Origin of the sequence: Streptococcus sp. LYSM12, from assembly GCF_004569635.1 — a bacterium.
GTDB lineage: Bacteria > Bacillota > Bacilli > Lactobacillales > Streptococcaceae > Streptococcus.
In genome coordinates, this window is the sequence record NZ_SPOZ01000015.1 from 1 (window position 1) to 18,125 (window position 18,125).

Sequence of the window (18,125 nt, forward strand, 5' to 3'; positions counted from 1 at the left end):
CGTCTTTTTTTAAAGTGATAGCGAGCTGTTTGAGGGCTGCCCAAACAGAGGAGATACGACAGTTGAAATGTTCTGCTAGTTCTCGTAAAAAAGCATCTGGGTGCTGTTGAACATAGGCTTCCAACTGTTCTAAGGGAATTTTGCGAGACTTAGCAACACGTTTTTTCCGCTCTAGATGCCCTTGTTCTGAAAGTTGTTTTTCCCAAACGTAAAGTGTGTTTGTGCTAATGCCAAAAAGCGCACAGGTTTCTTTTTTGCTGTGACCAGCAGTTACGTATTCTAATACTCGGTTCCTAAAATCTAAATCATATGCCATATAACTACTATACCATATACTGTTTATAAACTAAAGGAGTATACTAGGCAACGAACTGCAAGCTGTACTGGAGTACGGCAAAGCGAGTTAATGAAGTATTAAAAATATAAACGAAATGACTATATAAACATCAACTTCTGACTAGGGGAGTAGGAAAGAAGTTGATAGGTAGAAAAAGAGCTCGGTTTTTTCCTCACTTCTTACATTCTAGGTTCGGCCTGAAATAGTCGTCGTCTGGGAATAGACTGTTTCCTTGAAGCAAAAAGAACAACCTTTTATTTCTAACTTTCAACGGCATTATTCGCGAAGCACTCAATCACTGAACTGGGCTGTTGATACAAACTCTGGGAGGTGGAGCTGGGCTTTTTGTCTAGGAATAGCAGGCTAGTTTCCTCTAAACTGCAGGTAGAAGAGGGATATTCAGCAAGGTGAGCTAACGATTTAGACTAGAATAGATAGACTTTTAGTTTGCTTTTATAGCCGTTTTAGTACTAGGCAAGGAGCTGCAGGCTGTACTGGAGTACGGCAAAGCGAGGTAACGAAGTAATAAAAATATAAACGAAATGACTATAGCACTAGGCAAGGAGTTGCAGACTGTAACTAGAGTAGGCAAAGTAAAATAAACTGAAGGACTATAATATCACAAAAAAACTTGGTACTAATGGTGGCACCAAGTTTTCATATTATGCTCTAGAGGTAGCTGTTCTATCGTGAACGTTGCTTACCGGCGTTGCGGTTTTTCTTTTCCGATGATGATGTAATCGCAGTATCCATTGTAGGTGTGATATCTTTGGCACGACTACTTGTATGGAGTGGTTTTGGAGGATTTTGTTCAAATTCCTCTGCAATTTGTCTGCGAAGTTTTGGTTTAAGGAAGAAGTTGGTGATGCCCTGTTGAATGATTCCGATAAGTCCACCGACCACCCAGTAGAGAGTTACACCAGCTGGGGAGCTCCATGAGAAGAAGATGATCATAAGCGGGTTCATTAGCATCATCGATTTCATCTGATTTTTTTGTTCTTCTTCCATGCCGACCTGCATGAGAAGTGATTGGAAGAAATAGAGGATACCAGCTACCGCTGTAAGAATAAGGCTTGATTTTCCAAGAGCAATTCCCATGAAGCTAGCATCTGCAATTCCTTCTGTATAGCGGGCTGCATAAAAGAGTGCTGAGAAGAATGGCATTTGGATGAGTAGTGGGAGACAGCCCATTCCACCAAACATGCTGACACCGTATTCTTTTTGAGTGGCAAACAATTCTTGTTGGGCAGCCAATTGTTCCTCTTGCGAACTAGCATTTTTCATTCGCTCTTGAATAGGACCAAGAATCGGTTTGAGGTACTGCATTTTCTCAGACTGATAGGTCGCTTTCCAAGATTGATAAATACCAAGTGGCAAGATGAGCAAGCGAACACAAATGGTTACAACGATAATGGCTACTCCAAAACCTAAACCTTGGTTTTCAGCAAAGAATTGAATAACATTTCCCATCGGCTCAACGAGGAGCTTGTAGACCCAGCCTTCCCCAGTCGGTACCCCGTTTTTGGTCTTTACACAACCAGATAGGAAGAAGAGCATAGATAGGACAAGTCCTGACAATATAATACGGTTTGATTTTTTCACTTTCTCAGTTCCTTTTTTACATGATACACTCTATTTTACTTGTTTTGGAGAAAATATACAAGTCTTTAATGCCATTGTTTTACTTGAAAGTCCTGAAAGTTTTCAAAGTTTGCAAGGGTCACATCGAGATAGGTGACCTTGGCCATACGAGAGGGGCCTTTACGAATTTCTTGGATAAATTGGCTGAGTTTGGCTGGCTTATCCGATTGGGCCAGAATGGAGACAGTTCCGTCTTCGTTATTCCAGACCCGACCATAGATGTCCCCAATCTCTGCTGCCAGATATTGGACGGACCAGCGAAAGCCAACTCCCTGTACCCGACCAGAGGCAATCATTTTTACTTTTTGCATATGTTTCTCCTTTTGACAAGACCTTTACTTTATTATATCATTGTTGGTAGTGAAAGAAAACGGAGAGTGATATGGAAGTTATTCGTTCCAAGTCTAATAGACTGATAAAGGAAGTAAGAAAATTACACCAAAAGAAATACCGCAAGCAGTCCTACTTGATTGAGGGATGGCATTTGTTTGAAGAGGCTTGTCAGGCAAAAGCTGATATTGAGCAAATCTTTGTTTTAGAGGAATACTGTGAAAGGGTGGCGGGAGATATTCCTATGACGGTGGTTAGTCCGGAAATTTTGCAAGACTTAGCGGATAGTCAAACTCCGCAAGGCATTGTCGCTCAGTTAACTTTACCAAAGACTAGGATACCGAACCAGTTTAGAGGGAAATACCTCGTTTTAGAAGATATCCAGGATCCAGGAAACGTTGGAACCATGATTCGGACAGCAGATGCAGCCGGCTATGATGCCGTCTTTCTCTCAGATAAGTCAGCAGATATCTATAGTTTAAAAACCCTGCGTGCCATGCAGGGAAGCCATTTTCATTTACCGGTCTATCGCGTTGCTATAAAAGAGCTTCTTACCCAATTCAAAGATGATGGGGTACAGATAGTAGCGACAACCTTATCTGAGAAATCTATAGATTATAAGGCAGTTGATCTAGCAAGCTCATTTGCCCTTATCATGGGCAATGAGGGACAGGGAATTTCAACATTCGTCAAAAATCATGCTGATGACTTGGTTCACATCAGCATGCCAGGCCAGGCAGAGAGCTTGAATGTTGCAGTAGCAGCTGGCATTCTTCTCTTTAGCTTTCTTTAAGCCAGAATTTATAGACTATGGTATAATAGAAGACAGAATGACGAGATGATTATCTAATAATAGGAAATTGAACAGTACATAACCTATGTCGGGCATTTAATCAAAAAGCTCAGGGAAATCCCTCATCATTATCATTTGACTTGTTTAGAGGCTTTTAAGCCAGCTATAAGACTGCCATATCAACGGCCTATAGTAGGCTCGTGTGTTTGGTTACGCTTAGCCGAACCAAGTTGAAAAGAGCCCTCTACGGCTCGCAGAAAAAAGAGCGGAAAGTTGACTGATTTGAAAAAGGTCGAAGAAACGCTCATTTTCAAATACCTGTTTGGCATGACTACTGTGCTAAAGGAAGCGGGGATTGTGACCTATGTTGATAAGTATTGGGTGGTGACAGAAGCAACATTCCTTTTACAACAATAGGGTGGCAGCGCCGTTTTCATACTCATTCAATCGTTATTCATTAGAGGAGGATTAAGATGAATCAGAACCCCTATATTATCAATCAAGTGGATAATACCGCTATCAATCGTTTCTTTGGTAAAATTTATGGTCTTGTGGCAGTAGGAATCGGAGTTTCTGCTCTGGTAGCTTATCTGTCTCTGACTGCTTTCTGGCCCTTTACCAGAAGTCTGTTATTAGGAAGCTCATTTGTCATCTGGCTTATCATGCTGGCTGAAATCGGACTTGTCTTTGTAGCTTCTCGTATGGCAGCTCAAAATAGTCCGTTGGCCTTCCCCCTGTTTTTAGCTTACTCTGTCATGAATGGTTTTACATTTAGTATCGTACTATTGGCCTATACAGGTACGACAGTCCTAACAGCCTTTCTATCAGCTACCCTGATGTTTGTTGTAATGGCTGTGATTGGTCTGACAACTAAGAAAAATCTTTCAGCTATGGGACAGGCTCTCTATGCAGCCCTATTTGGTGTGATTATTGCAAGTCTTATCAATCTCTTCTTAGCGAGCTCAGGCATGAGCTTTGTCATTTCAATCATTTCGGTCTTGATTTTTTCCGGTTTGATTGCCTATGACAACCAACGGATTCGTTATGTCTTTGAAGAGACGAATGGAGAGGTTGGTCAAGGTTGGGTTGTTTCAATGGCCTTGTCTCTCTACCTTGACTTTGTTAATCTTTTCTTGAGTCTTTTGCGTATCTTTGGTTCGAGAGACTAAGGGAGTATAATGTGTATAAGAAGATTGCCTGGTGCAGTCTTCTTTTGTGTAGTATAGTCTTTTGTTTACTTTTAATACTAGGCAACGAGTTGCAGGCTGTACTGGACTACGGCAAAGCGCGTTAACGAAGTCATAAAAGATAAACGAAATGACTATAAAAAGATGAAAGAAGTACCAGTATTCATACTTTTCTAAATTGTCAAAGGTACCTTGGGGATATTTTTAAGGCAGTGCGGACAAATGTGCCATAAGGAGAATGAGCCCAGCTCCTGATTATTTTCACTCTCCGACAGTTTACAGGACTGTCAGAGAGGTTGATACTGTTGCTTTTCATTTCAAACAGTCAATGTGATGATTCATTGAGTAAACGTTGTTACGGCATGATGAGATAGCTAGGAATGTTGCCTACATCGTTGGATTTGGGCTTCTGTTAGGGATAGCTTTTTCTATTTGTTGAATGGGTCATTCATTTCCTATGTTGAGTTTTTAACGAGCCCTACCTCTTGTAAAAGAAACCGTTCATTTTTTTAATAAAAATTGAAATCGTTTTCTAATTTGTGGTATACTAGACCTATAGAAGAAACTAGGAGGATTGTACATGGCAGTGAAAGATTTTATGACGCGAAAGGTTGTTTATATTTCACCTGACACGACGATTGCGCATGCAGCTGAATTGATGCGTGAGCAGGCGATTCACCGTTTACCTGTCATTGAAAATGATCGATTGGTTGGTCTTGTCACAGAGGGAACGATTGCAGAAGCGAGTCCATCAAAGGCGACTAGTCTTTCAATCTACGAGATGAATTATCTGTTGAACAAAACCAAGGTTCGTGACGTGATGATTCGTGATGTGATTACGGTATCCAAGTTTGCAAGTTTAGAAGATGCCGTCTATTTGATGTATAAACATAAGGTCGGTATTTTACCTGTCGTAGACAATGATCAAATGGCAGGGGTTATTACAGACCGTGATGTTTTTGCGGCTTTTCTACATGTATCTGGTTACGGTGAGGCAGGTGTACGTGTGCGTTTCCTAGTAGAAAATAAGGCTGGAGAACTTGAAAAGATTATCAGACTGATTTCAGAGCAGGGCTACAATATTGTCAGCACCGTTCAGATTGCAGATAGATCAGGTCGCGTGGTGATTGAAGTGCAGATTGAAGGCAAGGTAGATAGCCAGCAGGTCGCAGAAACGTTTGAGCAGGCAGGGATCAAAGTGGACAGCATGGTGCCAACTGAAACTAAAAAAATATAAGAGAGTAGGGCAAGGGAGTGATGTCAAAGTTTTGATTGTTCCTACCCTTTTATCCTGGGGTTGAGTTGATAATATTCTGTAAAAATCAACCTCTGACGAGCTTTTACTATTGAGAGTGTGCAGTTGGAGATAAGGGGAGTAATGCTAGCTCCCTTTTACATAAGCTGAAAGTAGAACTGAAGTTCAGCAAGGTGAGGTAGGCTGGTCAAACTTGAAAACCTACTATCAGTCATGTCGTTTATCTTTTATGACTTCGTTCACTCGTCTTGCTGTACCATTGAGAAAAGTTACACTTTTCTTATCTGTCACTTGAAATAGTTATCAACTATTTCAACTACCTGCGACTCCTTGCCTCGTACTAAAAATAAACGAAACGGCTATAACAGCAAAGGAAAAGACTATAAGGTTCAGCATTTTTGTTTCAACTGCCTTATGTTGAATTGCTTGCCTTATAGCTAAATGATTTTTTGAGAGAGAAAAAGAGTAGCCACTCACACTTGATTGTGAATGGCTTTGTGTTTATTTTTCAAAGGGTTGTTTGTTACTGTCCAGCGTAAATCCTTCTCCTAATACTTCGTGGGCATCGGTAATGGTGATAAAGGCATGGGGATCGATACGGTGAATCAAATCTTTCATTTCTTGTAGCTGACTCTTGTAGATGACGGAGTAAACCATGTCAATTTCTTTACGGCTATAGAAGCCTTGAGCTTTGATAAGGGTAATACCGCGTTCGATAGTTTCATCAATAGCTTGGGCCAGTTCGTGTGATTTCTCAGAAACAATCATAACCCCCTTGCTACCATAGTTTCCATCGCTGATAAAATCAATGACACGAGAGACAATAGCAACCATGACCAAGGTATAGAGTACATTACGGAGATCATGAAAGACCAAGATAGTTAGGGTCAAGACGAGCACATCGATAGCCAAAATGATTTGTCCAATGGTAAAAGAGGTGTATTTATGACCAATGCGAGCAAGAATGTCGCTTCCTCCCGTTGTACCACCAGCCTTGAAGATAATCCCGAGACCTGCTCCCATAAGGATTCCTCCTAAAATAGACACTAGAACCAAATCGCCCTCCAATGGAATATGAATAGGAATGCGTTCAAAGAGTGCCAACCAAGCAGTCACCCCCATAGTGCCCAAAATGCTATAGTAGAGGGTTCGTTTCCCTAAAATTTTCCAACCAAGGATGAAGAGAGGAATATTGATGAGGATATTCATTATCCATGGTTGAATACGGAATAGATAATAGATAATGAGATTGATCCCTGTTGCACCACCTTCATAGAGATGGTTTGGGATAATCAAGTAGTTGAGTCCAAAAGAAAAAAGTCCAGCACCCAGTATAATAAAAAAGAGATTCTTAAATCGTAGCATCCTCTGCTCCTTCCAGTTTACCTATTCCCATTCTACCAGATTTAAAAGGGATATACAATACAAATAAAAAGTGCTTTTTCGCTATTTTTTTGGTAGAATAAAATGAAATACACTTACGCAAAAGAATCGTACTCTATAAAAATTAAGGTCTGAATAGACAGCGAAATCGTAGATAGTTGGAACAGTTGACCAGTATTTCAAGCTTATGAATAGGAAGTAGAGCTAAAATCGTGATGACAAGGTCTGCCTTGTTAGCTTTATGTCTAGGTTCATGACTGTTTTCATTTGCTAGTTTTTGGGGTTGGGTATCAGTTGTCACTTTCTTGACGATTTGATAGTTGATCAAACTATGTATGTTATAAAATTTCAGGAAAACAGTGCTTTTGTCTCAGCGACTGAGCGTTCAGCAAGGTTCATTAAGGACGGAAAGAACTGCTTTTTAACGAGTATTAGGTGAATTTCAAAGAGTATCGATAGTATAGGGGATTCGTATGACACAAGGAATATTTATCACATTGGAAGGACCAGATGGTGCAGGAAAGACGACAGTTCTACAACAATTAGTCCCGCGCTTGGAAGTGCTAGGAAAGCAGGTCACAACGACTCGTGAGCCAGGAGGGGTTGCGATTGCAGAAGATATCCGATCTGTCATCTTAAATCCTCAAAACACAGCCATGGATGATAAGACAGAGTTACTGCTCTATATTGCTGCACGGCGTCAGCATTTGAAAGAAAGGATTCTACCAGCCTTAGCAAGCGGACAGCTACTCCTGGTTGATCGTTTTATTGACTCCTCTGTTGCCTACCAAGGTTTTGGTAGGGGATTAGATATTGAGGCGGTTCATTGGCTAAACCAGTATGCAACAGACGGACTGAAGCCAGATTTGACACTTTATTTTGATATTGATGTGAAAGAGGGGTTGGCACGGATTTCTCGCAATGCGAATCGGGATGTCGATAGGCTTGATATGGAAACCCTAGACATGCACGAACGTGTGAGAACAGGCTATCTGGCGATTTTGGATAAGGAAACAGAACGTGTCGTAAAAATCGATGCATCTAAGCCCTTGGAGGAAGTGGTAGAGGCAGCCTTTACTGTCATCTATGACCGCTTTTTTAAATAACATATGAAAAAAGAAGAATTACAGGCTCTACAGCCCCAGATTTATCAGTCTTTTCAAGTCATTTTGCAACAAGGACGCTTGGCACATGCCTATCTTTTTTCGGGTGATTTTGCTAGCTTTGAAATGGCTATCTTTCTCAGTCAAGCGATTTTTTGTGAAGATAAGATAGCAGAAATCCCTTGTGGACAATGTCGCTCGTGTCGTTTGATTGAGCGGGGTGAATTTACTGATGTGAGCATTATTAGCCCTCAAGGAAATACTATTAAGACGGAAACGATTCGCGACTTGGTCAAGCAGTTTTCTCAGTCTGGTTTTGAATCGAATCAGCAAGTCTTTATCATTCGTGATGCGGAGAAGATGCATCCCAACGCGGCTAATTCTCTGTTAAAAGTCATGGAAGAACCGCAGAGTGATATTCGAATTTTTTTATTGACCAATCAGGAACACGCAGTACTGGCAACGATTAAAAGTCGGGTTCAGATTGTTCCCTTTCCTAAAAATCTGCTCGTTTTGGAGCGATTGTTGGAAGAAGAGGGGGTGTTAAAAACGCAGGCCAGACTGATTGCCCGTCTCGTTGCAAGTATTGAAGAAGCCAAACAATTAGCCAGCCAGAAATCCTTTTTAGAATTGATGCTGGTTGCGAAAAAGTGGATTGATGTGTTGGTAAAACAGCCCGATAAGGCCTACTTACAGGTAGGAAGTCTGGTTCGTTTGGTAGATGAAAAGTCAGATCAAGTGCGCTTGTTTCATTTGCTCACATTGTTACTGGCAGAGCGGATGACAGAGCCGATTGTTTTGATCTATTTAGAGAATTTACAGTTCGCTTATCTACAGTGGCAGGGGAATGTTAGCCTGCAAAATGCTTTAGAATACTGGTTGTTATCAACAGAAAAACAAGTGAAAGGATAGAGAATGGATAAGAAGGAGATTTTTGATGCCTTAGATGGTTTTTCTCAAAACTTGCTCGTCACTCTGGCAGAAGTAGAGGCTATCAAGAAACACTTGCGCGGTGTGATTGAAGAAAATACCGATTTACGTTTAGAAAATTCCAAACTACGGGAGCGCTTGGAAAAAGATGATCGAGAACAGAGTAGGACGGCAAATTTCGGAAAAGAAAATTTGGAAAATATTTATGAAGATGGCTTTCATATCTGCACTTTTTCTTATGGACAACGCAGGGACAATGATGAGCCGTGTATGTTTTGTTTGGAGTTATTGAATAGAGAGTAGTCATGCAGATTCAAAAATCAGTTAAACATTCGTTACCCTACGGCACCCTGTATTTAGTCCCGACCCCGATTGGCAATCTTCAGGATATGACCTTTCGAGCTATTGATACCCTAAAAGCAGTGGCTGTCATTGCAGCAGAAGATACACGCAATACGGGTCTTTTGCTCAAGCATTTTGAGATTGAAACGCGTCAGACATCCTTTCATGAGCATAATGCCCATGAAAAAATTCCCTATCTACTAGATTTGCTCTGTTCGGGTCAGTCCATTGCCCAAGTTTCAGATGCAGGACTTCCAAGTATATCAGATCCTGGACATGACTTGGTGAGGGCTGCGATTGCGGAAAATATTCCAGTGGTTGCCTTGCCGGGCGCTTCTGCAGGAATTACAGGTTTGATTGCTTCAGGCTTAGCACCGCAACCACATATTTTTTATGGCTTTTTGCCGCGGAAATCAGGGCAACAAAAAGCCTTTTTTGAAGAGAAAAAGAATTATCCCGAAACACAGATTTTCTATGAATCACCGCATCGGGTCAAAGCAACTCTGGAAAATATGCAGGTGGTTTATGGAGATCGATCGGTGGTGGTTGTTCGTGAATTGACAAAACTGTATGAAGAATACCAGCGCGGACAAATCAGTGAACTCCTGACTTTTATCGCTGACAATCCCCTAAAGGGTGAATGCTTGATAATTGTGTCAGGTTATGCTGGAAAGGGGACAAATCAAGCTGACGAGGTGGACTTGGTAGAAGAAGTAGCTGCCTTAATCGCTACAGGTTTTAAGCCTAATCAGGCGATTAAAGAAGTAGCCAAACGTTACCAACTCAAAAAACAAGAAGTATATGATGTGTATCATGGACTAGGGGAATGATACAGAGATTATGATGTTGGAGCAACTGGCTCCAGGTTCTGTATAGGTCTAGGGCTGGGGCAATGAATTCACCAGCTTCTTCTACTTTTCAGCCATATAGTCCTTTCGTTTCTCTTTTATTACTTCGTCACCTCGCTTTGCCGTACTCCAGTACAGCCTGCAGCTCGTTGCCTAGTACTAAAAGTAAACTAAAAGACTATATCAGAATGTAGACACTTATCGTAAGGAAGCGATAAAGTCCTGCTAAAAAACTTCACTTGATGAGCGGAGCAAGTCCTAAGCGGGACTTGCTGCTGTGATAAAGTGTCTGAAACGATGCATTCTACATCTCAACCTTAAACGATGTTATAGGAGTTTGCACGGCAGACTTCTATTTTTATAGTCCTTTTATTCCTTCGTTCACTCGTCTTGCTGTACCATTGAGAAAAGTTACACTTTTCTTATCTGTCACTTGAAATAGTTATCAACTATTTCAACTACCTGCGACTCGTTGCCTAGTACTAAAAATAAACGAAACGGCTATACTAAAAGTAAACGAAAAGACTATATTTCCAAAAGTAGAGGATACTTTCTAAGCTTTAGGAAGATTTCTACTTAGTTGGATTATTTTGAAAAAAGGTCTATAGCTGGAAAAAAGCTGATGCATATTCTCTGCCTGCGGATATCGTATAGATTAAGTTAAAAATATAGAATTGTCTGAACATTTGTGATATAATAAGCAAAATCATTTTAATTGGAGGGTTATGATGACAATCTATAATTTTTCTGCAGGTCCTGCAGTATTGCCAACATCTGTTTTAGAAAAAGCTCAGGCTGAATTTCTGGATTATAATGGCTCAGGTATGAGCGTATTAGAGATGTCGCATCGCTCCAAAGAATTTGATGAAATTATAAAAGGTGCTGAGGCGACCCTGCGCGAGCTAATGGCCATTCCAGATAACTATAAAGTGTTATTTTTGCAAGGTGGAGCTTCTCTTGAATTTACCATGATTCCCCTCAATTTTGCGCGGGGGAAGAAAGCCTACTATCTAGCAGGTGGTTCGTGGGGGAAAAAGGCCTATACGGAGGCTGTTAAACTTTCCAAAACAATGGCCTTTGAACCAATTTTATTGGGTTCGACTGAGGACATTATCTATGCAGAATTGCCAAGTTTTGATAAGAATGTGATTGATCCAGAGGCGGCCTATGTCCACTTGACGACCAATAATACTATTGAGGGAACAGCGGTTTACACCATTCCAGATACGAATGGGGTCCCTATCATTGCAGACATGTCTTCTAATATTTTAGCGGCTCGTTACAATGTGGAAGACTTTGCCATGATTTATGCGGGTGCCCAGAAAAATATCGGTCCTGCTGGTGTGACGGTCGTCATTGTTCGGGAAGATTTCTTGAATGATGAACCAGTTTTGTCTAGTATGTTAGACTACCGTATTCAAGCAGCTAATGAATCGCTTTATAATACACCTCCGGCTTATGCTATTTACATTGCTAAATTGGTCTTTGAATGGGTTAAGAAAATGGGTGGGGTTGATGAAATGGAAAAGCTCAACCGTGAAAAATCAGGCCTCTTGTATGATTACATTGACCAGTCTAATTTTTATAAGAACCCAGTCCGTAAGGTGGAAGAACGATCTATAGCTAATATTCCCTTTGTATCGCCCAATCCAGAACTGGATGCAAAATTCGTCAAGGAAGCGACAGCAGCAGGTTTTCAAAATATCAAGGGGCACCGCTCAGTAGGTGGTATGCGAGCTAGTCTTTACAATGCCTTTCCACGTCAGGGAGTAGTTGATTTGATTGCCTTTATGAAGAAATTTGAAGAGGAGAATGCTTAATGGAAATTCGGCTTGCTCATCCCAATGAAGTGATTGCGATTTGTCAAATTTTTGAAGAAGCCCGTGTTTTTTTAGCTCAATCAGGTAGTGACCAGTGGCAGGGTGTCTATCCAAGTCAAGAAGATGTCTTTGAGGATATCTTATCGGGACGTGCTTATGTTGCTATTGTTGAGGGGCAGGTGGCAGCCTATGCAGCTGTCCAAATTGGTAATGAACCAGCCTACAATGAGGTTTATGACGGCAAATGGCAGCACAACAATTTTCTTTACACTACTTTTCATCGCATAGCTGTTGCTCAAAAGTTTCGTGGTCAGCAACTGGTCCAGACCTTTTTACAGGGCTTGATTGAGGGACAAAAAGGTCCAGATTTTCGCTGTGATACCCATGAAAAGAATCTAGCGATGCAACATATCTTGGAAAAATTGGGCTTTATCTATTGTGGAAAAGTACCGATTGACGGAGAGCGATGGGCTTATCAGAAGATAAAAAACAAGCGGGAAACCAGCCTTTATCAAGAAATTGCTGAAGATGACCGTTGGTTGCTTGGTAAAAACGATTAAATGAAGAATAGAAAGAGGAGGGAATGGGTCAAGGCCGCTCCCTTTTAGGAAATAAAATGGTATTTAGTGTACGAACTTTTAATAATATCAACCAGGTTGGCTTGAAAGAATTAGGAAATACATTCCAAATTGACGGAGACCAGGCAGCGAATCCAGATGCTTTTATCATTCGCTCTGAGAATTTGTACGGTTTTACTTTTCCAGAAAATCTGAAAGCCATTGCTCGAGCAGGAGCGGGGACGAATAACATTCCGATTGAAGAAGCAACCGCTCAAGGAATTGTCGTTTTTAACACGCCAGGTGCTAATGCTAATGCGGTAAAAGAAGCGGTGTTGGCTTCTATCCTACTATCTGCTCGCAATTATATCAAGGCTACTGCTTGGAGTAATACCTTATCCGGTGATGATGTACCCGAGCAAATCGAGGCAGGAAAAAAACAATTCGCAGGGACAGAGATTAGAGGTAAAACCCTCGGTGTGATTGGACTTGGTGCGATTGGCGCAAGGGTTGCGAATGATGCCCGTCGCTTGGGAATGAATGTCTTGGGCTATGATCCGTATGTATCTGTCGAAACAGCTTGGAGTATTTCGAGCCACGTCAAGAGGGTTAATGATGTGAAAGAGATTTTCACACAGTCAGACTACATCACGGTTCATGTACCACTAAATGATGCTACCCGAGAATTGTTTCATACGAAGACCTTTTCCATGATGAAAAAAGGGACTACCATTATCAATTTCGCACGCGGTGAATTGGTCAACCACCCAGATTTATTTGATGCGATTGCAACAGGAGTCATCGCTCACTATGTGACAGATTTTGGGACAGAAGACTTACTCAATAAGCCACATATTACAGTCTTTCCACATGTTGGTGGATCGACCGAGGAAGCAGAATTGAACTGCGCTATTGCTGCAGGTCAGACTATTCGTCGCTTTATGGAAACAGGTGAGATTACGAATTCAGTCAATTTCCCCAATATGCATCAGTCACTTTCAAGTCCATATCGTATTACCTTGATTAACAAAAATGTGCCAAATATGGTGGCAAAGATTTCCACAGCAGTTTCCAATCTTAATATCAATATCAACAATATCCTCAACCGCTCAAAAGGTGATTATGCCTATACGATGCTGGATTTGGATGAAGTAGATAAGGAAAAAATTAAGGCTCTAGCAGAACAATTTGAGAGTGATGAAAATATTATTAAAGTGCGTATTATTGAAAGTAGGCAATAAGCATGGATAAAAAAGAAAGAAAAGACTATGTGAAAGAATTAAACGAACGTTTTAACATTTTTCGAATCAATTTTGTCACAGAGCTTTGGGTTGATAAGGAGACAGGTGTCGAGTATCTTCGCTTAGGGAACAGCGAGTTGCGCCCTTTGTTCAATCCAGAAGGAAAGCCAAATATCAACAAGAAGTTTAAAGATGGTCTATTATAAATCTCTCTATCTGTCCCCCATAGGTTCCCTATCCCTGATTGCGACTCCCAAAGGACTGCGAGGAATTTGGTTTGAAGACCAGAAATATTTTGAGCGGGGTGTGACAGATGTACCGATGCTAGCAGATCATCCCGTCCTTAGGCAGACGATGGCCTTGCTGGATACGTATTTTTCTGGTTGTGCCGTTGATTTATCTACCCTGCCGATAGATGTTTCTGCAACTCCTTTTCAGAAAGCTGTCTGGCAGATTTTGCAGGAGATTCCTTATGGGCAGACCTTGACCTATGGGCAAATAGCACAGCGGTTAGGAATTGCATCTGGGCAGGCAGTTGGTGGTGCAGTCGGAAAAAATCCGATTTCTATTTTAATTCCCTGTCACCGAGTGGTGGGGAGTCAGGGACAGTTGACAGGCTACGCAGGTGGGCTAGAAAAAAAGCGCTGGTTATTAGCGCATGAATCATCAATGAAGAAAGAGGAGTACGATGTTACTATTTTATGAATATCCAAAATGTTCGACTTGCCGAGCAGCCAAGGCTGAATTGCAAGCTCTAGGTCTTAAATTTGAAGCGATTGACATTAAGATAGCTCCACCAAAAGCTGACCAGTTGAAAGAATGGATGGAAGCTACGGGGTTTGAACTCAAGAAATATTTCAATACCTCCGGCAATAGCTATCGCGCGCTTGGTTTAAAAGATAAGTTTGACAAGTTGACAGTGGAGCAAGCCTTGGATTTGCTCGCTAGTGATGGTATGCTAATCAAGCGTCCCTTGCTCATTCAAGACGGTAAGATCTTGCAGATTGGCTATCGTACAAAGTATAAGGAATTGGGCGCGTTCAATTAAGATGTGAAAACGTTAAGAAAATGTAAAAAATGGGCTGCCGAACGGAAGCTGCAAGCTACTTCGTAGTGAGCCTCTTGCGAGGCTGGCTAGGCTAGTCACTAATGAAAAAAGCAAAGAGTAGCCAGCTAGCTACCACAAAGTAATCGAAGCAGTTTGTCTTGCAATCTATGAGATTGGAACCAAAAGATAGCCACAGTTGTAACCAGTAAAAACTGGGACATCTGTGGCTTTTTCTATCGATTGAGTTCTTTCTTGCTCCCTTGCTTTCCCTGATATAGTTTTTTTGTTTGCTTTTACTACTAGGCAACGAGTCGCAGGTTGTACTAGAGTAGGGCAAAGCGAGTGAACGAAGTAATAAAGGATAAACGAAATGACTATAAAACTCACTTTATCGTTTTTAGTTCGGGGAGGGAGTGGGAAAGAACGCGATAGGTTAAAAAAGAGTTGGTTTTTCCTTATTTCCTAAATTCTAGCTTTGGGCTGAAACGGTCTATTCCCAGACCGTCTCAGCCCACCTTCAAGGGCAGGATAGCCATTGGAGCAAGCAACCACTGCGTCAACGTCATTCGGTTCATAAAGTTAGAAAGCTGGGACTTATGTCTCAGCCTTTAAAGCTAGAATATCGGCGTCTATTTTTTGAGCCTGTTTCTCTTACTGCGATGTAATTTCCCTCATTATCCACAAAGGTAAAATGCACCATGCCTTGGTATTCCATAATCGGGTTGGTGACAACACCTGCCTGAGTTAGGCGTTGATGTTCGGCTTCCAAATTTTCTGTTTCAAACAAAAGGCTTGGAAAACCGGTATTCACACCAGGGCTGTTGGCGGCGACCCAGTCCTTTTGATGAAGTCCAAATTTGGTTGCAGAATCGGTTGACGGCGCGATTTCATAGGAAATAGCCTCGCCGTAGTCGGCTGTTGCCAAGAGGACAAAGCCGACTTTTTCTGTCCAAAATTTCATCGTAGCTGTGGTATCTGCTACATAGAGCATAGTAGTTGATTTTGTAATCATTTTTTCTCCTTATAGGTCAATTTCCATGACGATTGGTGTGTGATCTTGGCGGGCTCCTGAATGAATCATCTCTGACTTAGTCACCTTGTCCGCCACGCGGTTGCTTGTGAGCCAGTAGTCAATTCTCCAACCAGTATTGTTGATTTTGCTAGTCTTACTACGTTGTGCCCACCAAGTATATTGGTGGGGAAGATCACCGTGCAAGTAGCGGAATGTATCTGTGAAGCCTTTTTCTAGCAGGTTGGTAAATCCTGCCCGTTCTTCATCGGTAAATCCAGGTGACTGACGGTTGCTTGCAGGATTTGCAAGGTCAATTTCATGGTGGGCAACGTTGTAGTCACCTGTTGCAAGAACAGGTTTTTGCTGGTCCAGAGTTGCTAGATATTCCGCATATCGTTGATCCCACACTTGGCGATCGCTCAAGCGTTTCAATCCGTCACCAGCGTTTGGTGTATACACTTGGGTCACAAAGAAATTGTCAAATTCCAAGGTGATGATTCTTCCTTCTAAGTCCATGGTTGTTGGTGCCCCGATTTCTGGGAAGGTAACGGTTGGAGTCAAGTCCTTTTTATAGAGGAACATGGTTCCTGCATAGCCCTTACGAGCTGGTTCAACAGAAGAACGCCAAGTCGTTTCATGGTTTGGAAAGAGCTCTCCTAGAATATCCAAATGTTTCTTGGTAGGCCCTGTAGCAGATAATTTGGTTTCTTGAATGGCAATAATATCGGCATCCTCTGCTACCAAGGTTTGTAAAACAGCCTGTGACAGTTGGGCACGGGCGGAATCGCTGGTTAAGGCTGCATTGAGGGAATCAATATTCCATGAGATGAGTTTCATAAAGGTATCCTTTTCTTTTTGTTCTTTTTCTATTATATCAGAAGAGGACTGCCTAAGCGTCTTTCTAGCTCAGAGGTTGAGGAAAAAGAGTTGAAAATAACAAAAAATTTCCCTATAATAAGTAAAAATAAATGGAGGCTTTGATGAAATTTTATTCTTATGAGTATGTCCTGAGCCAGCTTAGTAGTGCTAACTGGGTATTAGCAGGCATCATTTTGCTTATTTTAGTGGCCGTTGCCTTTGTGGCTTTTCAATATTACCATGAGAAAAGGGATAGCAAATACCGCGAGCTATTTATGATTTTACTCAATGGTTTACTTGTTACAGTTCTAATTGGAGTGAGCCAGCTTCAGAGTAATCAAGCTTCAGACAGTCAATACCAAACCTCGTTACATTTAATTGAAATGGTATCCAGTGACTTACATGTGGATAAGACAAAGGTTTATATCAATGCATCCGTTGCAACAGACAGAGTAATTGTGAAAGTTGGGGACCAGTTTTACCGTGTCATCAGCGGTAGTGAACCAGATACCCATCTCTTAGAAAAAATGGATTTACATGAAGCAGCTGTTGAATTAGTGGAGGTGGAGAAATGACCTTATCTTATCTGGATATTGCGATTAAACTAGGAATGGGCTTGATTTCCCTTATCTTTGTTATTAATGTTTCTGGCAAGGGCAATCTTTCCCCTAATTCTGCTAGTGATCAAGTGCAGAATTATGTTCTTGGGGGCATTATCGGAGGTGTGATTTACAGCCCGTCTATTTCAATTTTGCAATACAGTATTATCCTCTTGATTTGGACGATGTTGGTTCTAAGTTTAAAATGGTTGAAAACCCATCATCATTTCCTTAAACGTATAGTTGACGGCCAATTTACGATATTGATTAAAAACGGAAAAGTAGATGTAGAGGCTTGTCGTTCGGTTGGTTTGACAGCGTCAGATGTGGCTTTGAAATTGCGAGGACAAGGGATTTATCAGTTGAAGTTGGTCAAACGTGCAGTATTGGAACAAAATGGTCAACTGATCGTGGTGCAGGCAGGAGAGGAAAATCCCAAGTATCCTGTTGTAGCAGACGGAACTATTCAGACGGATGTTTTGGAATCCATTGATCGCTCAGAAAGTTGGCTTCTTGAAAAACTAGCAGAGATTGGATATCATGAAGTGACAGATATCTTCATTGCTGAATACGACAAGGGAGAGCTTGTTGTGGTGACCTATTAGCGAGTATAGGCAACGAGCTGCAGGCTGCACTAGAGTAGGGCAAAGCGAGTGAACGAAGTAATAAACGATAAACGAGATGACTATAAAAGAGCAGATAGGTGACCTCGTACACATCAAACGCAGGAAGAAAGCCTTGTTTTTAGAATAAGATAGTTTCATCAAAAAGCATTTCTGTTTAAGTAAATGTTGTAGTATAGGGACTAGATAATGGTGATATGTAAGAAACTCGGAAATGT

The 18,125-nt window shown here is 41.4% G+C and carries 22 protein-coding genes; 16 read left to right on the forward strand and 6 right to left on the reverse strand.

Features of this window, described 5'->3' with window-relative positions; translation table 11 throughout:
• The 3 genes from E4T79_RS05995 to E4T79_RS06005 all read right to left on the reverse strand — a co-directional run.
• Nucleotides 1-316: IS630 transposase-related protein (locus tag E4T79_RS05995; RefSeq protein ID WP_135028632.1), on the reverse strand; the 316-nt coding region annotated here is incomplete at its 3' end.
• Nucleotides 317-1,021: 705 nt separating this feature from the next.
• On the reverse strand, nucleotides 1,022-1,939 hold the full coding sequence (gene yidC / locus E4T79_RS06000) for a membrane protein insertase YidC (protein ID WP_135028634.1): 918 nt from the start codon (nucleotides 1,937-1,939) through the stop codon (nucleotides 1,022-1,024).
• Between the two features lie 65 nt (nucleotides 1,940-2,004).
• Entirely contained in the window at nucleotides 2,005-2,289 is a 285-nt protein-coding gene (locus tag E4T79_RS06005) for an acylphosphatase (RefSeq protein WP_135028636.1), read from the reverse strand.
• 71 nt (nucleotides 2,290-2,360) lie between these two features.
• Here E4T79_RS06005 and E4T79_RS06010 point away from each other — a divergent pair, with 71 nt between their 5' ends.
• The 4 genes from E4T79_RS06010 to E4T79_RS06020 all read left to right on the forward strand — a co-directional run bounded on the left by E4T79_RS06010 (nucleotide 2,361) and on the right by E4T79_RS06020 (nucleotide 5,525).
• Entirely contained in the window at nucleotides 2,361-3,101 is a 741-nt protein-coding gene (locus E4T79_RS06010; RefSeq protein WP_135028638.1) for an RNA methyltransferase, read from the forward strand.
• 273 nt (nucleotides 3,102-3,374) lie between these two features.
• Nucleotides 3,375-3,518 (forward strand): hypothetical protein, encoded by a 144-nt coding sequence (locus E4T79_RS11045; protein WP_167752635.1) that lies wholly within the window; start codon nucleotides 3,375-3,377, stop codon nucleotides 3,516-3,518.
• A 56-nt stretch (nucleotides 3,519-3,574) separates the two neighbouring features.
• Complete coding sequence (locus tag E4T79_RS06015; protein ID WP_135028640.1) at nucleotides 3,575-4,270, forward strand: Bax inhibitor-1/YccA family protein; 696 nt, start codon at nucleotides 3,575-3,577, stop codon at nucleotides 4,268-4,270.
• Nucleotides 4,271-4,868: 598 nt separating this feature from the next.
• On the forward strand, nucleotides 4,869-5,525 hold the full coding sequence (locus tag E4T79_RS06020) for a CBS domain-containing protein (protein WP_135028642.1): 657 nt from the start codon (nucleotides 4,869-4,871) through the stop codon (nucleotides 5,523-5,525).
• Nucleotides 5,526-6,044: 519 nt separating this feature from the next.
• Here the strand turns inward: E4T79_RS06020 and E4T79_RS06025 are convergent.
• Nucleotides 6,045-6,908 (reverse strand): YitT family protein, encoded by an 864-nt coding sequence (locus E4T79_RS06025; RefSeq protein WP_135028644.1) that lies wholly within the window; start codon nucleotides 6,906-6,908, stop codon nucleotides 6,045-6,047.
• 491 nt (nucleotides 6,909-7,399) lie between these two features.
• On the opposite strand from E4T79_RS06025, the gene tmk reads away from it, so the two are divergent.
• From tmk to E4T79_RS06075, 10 genes are all read left to right on the forward strand, one after another.
• Entirely contained in the window at nucleotides 7,400-8,032 is a 633-nt protein-coding gene (tmk, locus tag E4T79_RS06030) for a dTMP kinase (RefSeq protein ID WP_135028646.1), read from the forward strand.
• 3 nt (nucleotides 8,033-8,035) lie between these two features.
• Complete coding sequence (locus E4T79_RS06035) at nucleotides 8,036-8,941, forward strand: DNA polymerase III subunit delta' (RefSeq protein ID WP_135028648.1); 906 nt, start codon at nucleotides 8,036-8,038, stop codon at nucleotides 8,939-8,941.
• Nucleotides 8,942-8,944: 3 nt separating this feature from the next.
• Entirely contained in the window at nucleotides 8,945-9,262 is a 318-nt protein-coding gene (gene yabA, locus E4T79_RS06040; protein WP_076995439.1) for a DNA replication initiation control protein YabA, read from the forward strand.
• 2 nt (nucleotides 9,263-9,264) lie between these two features.
• Complete coding sequence (gene rsmI / locus E4T79_RS06045; RefSeq protein ID WP_135028651.1) at nucleotides 9,265-10,131, forward strand: 16S rRNA (cytidine(1402)-2'-O)-methyltransferase; 867 nt, start codon at nucleotides 9,265-9,267, stop codon at nucleotides 10,129-10,131.
• Nucleotides 10,132-10,877: 746 nt separating this feature from the next.
• Nucleotides 10,878-11,969: a 3-phosphoserine/phosphohydroxythreonine transaminase gene (serC, locus tag E4T79_RS06050; RefSeq protein ID WP_135028713.1), complete on the forward strand. Its 1,092-nt coding sequence runs from the start codon at nucleotides 10,878-10,880 to the stop codon at nucleotides 11,967-11,969.
• Nucleotides 11,969-12,529, forward strand: coding sequence for a GNAT family N-acetyltransferase (locus E4T79_RS06055; RefSeq protein WP_135028653.1), 561 nt, complete (start codon nucleotides 11,969-11,971; stop codon nucleotides 12,527-12,529). Before serC ends, E4T79_RS06055 begins: the two co-directional genes overlap by 1 nt.
• A gap of 56 nt (nucleotides 12,530-12,585) precedes the next feature.
• Nucleotides 12,586-13,767 (forward strand): 3-phosphoglycerate dehydrogenase family protein, encoded by a 1,182-nt coding sequence (locus E4T79_RS06060; protein ID WP_135028655.1) that lies wholly within the window; start codon nucleotides 12,586-12,588, stop codon nucleotides 13,765-13,767.
• 2 nt (nucleotides 13,768-13,769) lie between these two features.
• Nucleotides 13,770-13,973, forward strand: a complete 204-nt coding sequence (locus tag E4T79_RS06065; RefSeq protein ID WP_135028657.1) for a DUF6440 family protein — start codon at nucleotides 13,770-13,772, stop codon at nucleotides 13,971-13,973.
• Complete coding sequence (locus tag E4T79_RS06070; protein WP_135028659.1) at nucleotides 13,960-14,472, forward strand: methylated-DNA--[protein]-cysteine S-methyltransferase; 513 nt, start codon at nucleotides 13,960-13,962, stop codon at nucleotides 14,470-14,472. Before E4T79_RS06065 ends, E4T79_RS06070 begins: the two co-directional genes overlap by 14 nt.
• The gene (locus E4T79_RS06075; RefSeq protein ID WP_135028661.1) at nucleotides 14,456-14,815 is read left to right on the forward strand and encodes an arsenate reductase family protein; all 360 of its coding nucleotides are present in this window, start codon (nucleotides 14,456-14,458) and stop codon (nucleotides 14,813-14,815) included. The genes E4T79_RS06070 and E4T79_RS06075 overlap by 17 nt, the downstream gene beginning before the upstream one ends.
• A 601-nt stretch (nucleotides 14,816-15,416) precedes the next feature.
• Here E4T79_RS06075 and E4T79_RS06085 read toward each other — a convergent pair.
• Nucleotides 15,417-15,827, reverse strand: a complete 411-nt coding sequence (locus E4T79_RS06085) for a VOC family protein (RefSeq protein ID WP_135028665.1) — start codon at nucleotides 15,825-15,827, stop codon at nucleotides 15,417-15,419.
• A 9-nt stretch (nucleotides 15,828-15,836) separates the two neighbouring features.
• Nucleotides 15,837-16,664, reverse strand: coding sequence for an exodeoxyribonuclease III (locus E4T79_RS06090; protein ID WP_135028666.1), 828 nt, complete (start codon nucleotides 16,662-16,664; stop codon nucleotides 15,837-15,839).
• A gap of 143 nt (nucleotides 16,665-16,807) precedes the next feature.
• Between E4T79_RS06090 and E4T79_RS06095 the strand changes: the two genes are divergently transcribed.
• Together E4T79_RS06095 and E4T79_RS06100 are read left to right on the forward strand one after the other, a co-directional pair.
• Nucleotides 16,808-17,260, forward strand: coding sequence for a DUF3290 family protein (locus E4T79_RS06095; protein ID WP_135028667.1), 453 nt, complete (start codon nucleotides 16,808-16,810; stop codon nucleotides 17,258-17,260).
• Entirely contained in the window at nucleotides 17,257-17,889 is a 633-nt protein-coding gene (locus E4T79_RS06100) for a DUF421 domain-containing protein (RefSeq protein WP_135028668.1), read from the forward strand. Before E4T79_RS06095 ends, E4T79_RS06100 begins: the two co-directional genes overlap by 4 nt.
• Nucleotides 17,890-18,125 lie beyond the last annotated feature (236 nt).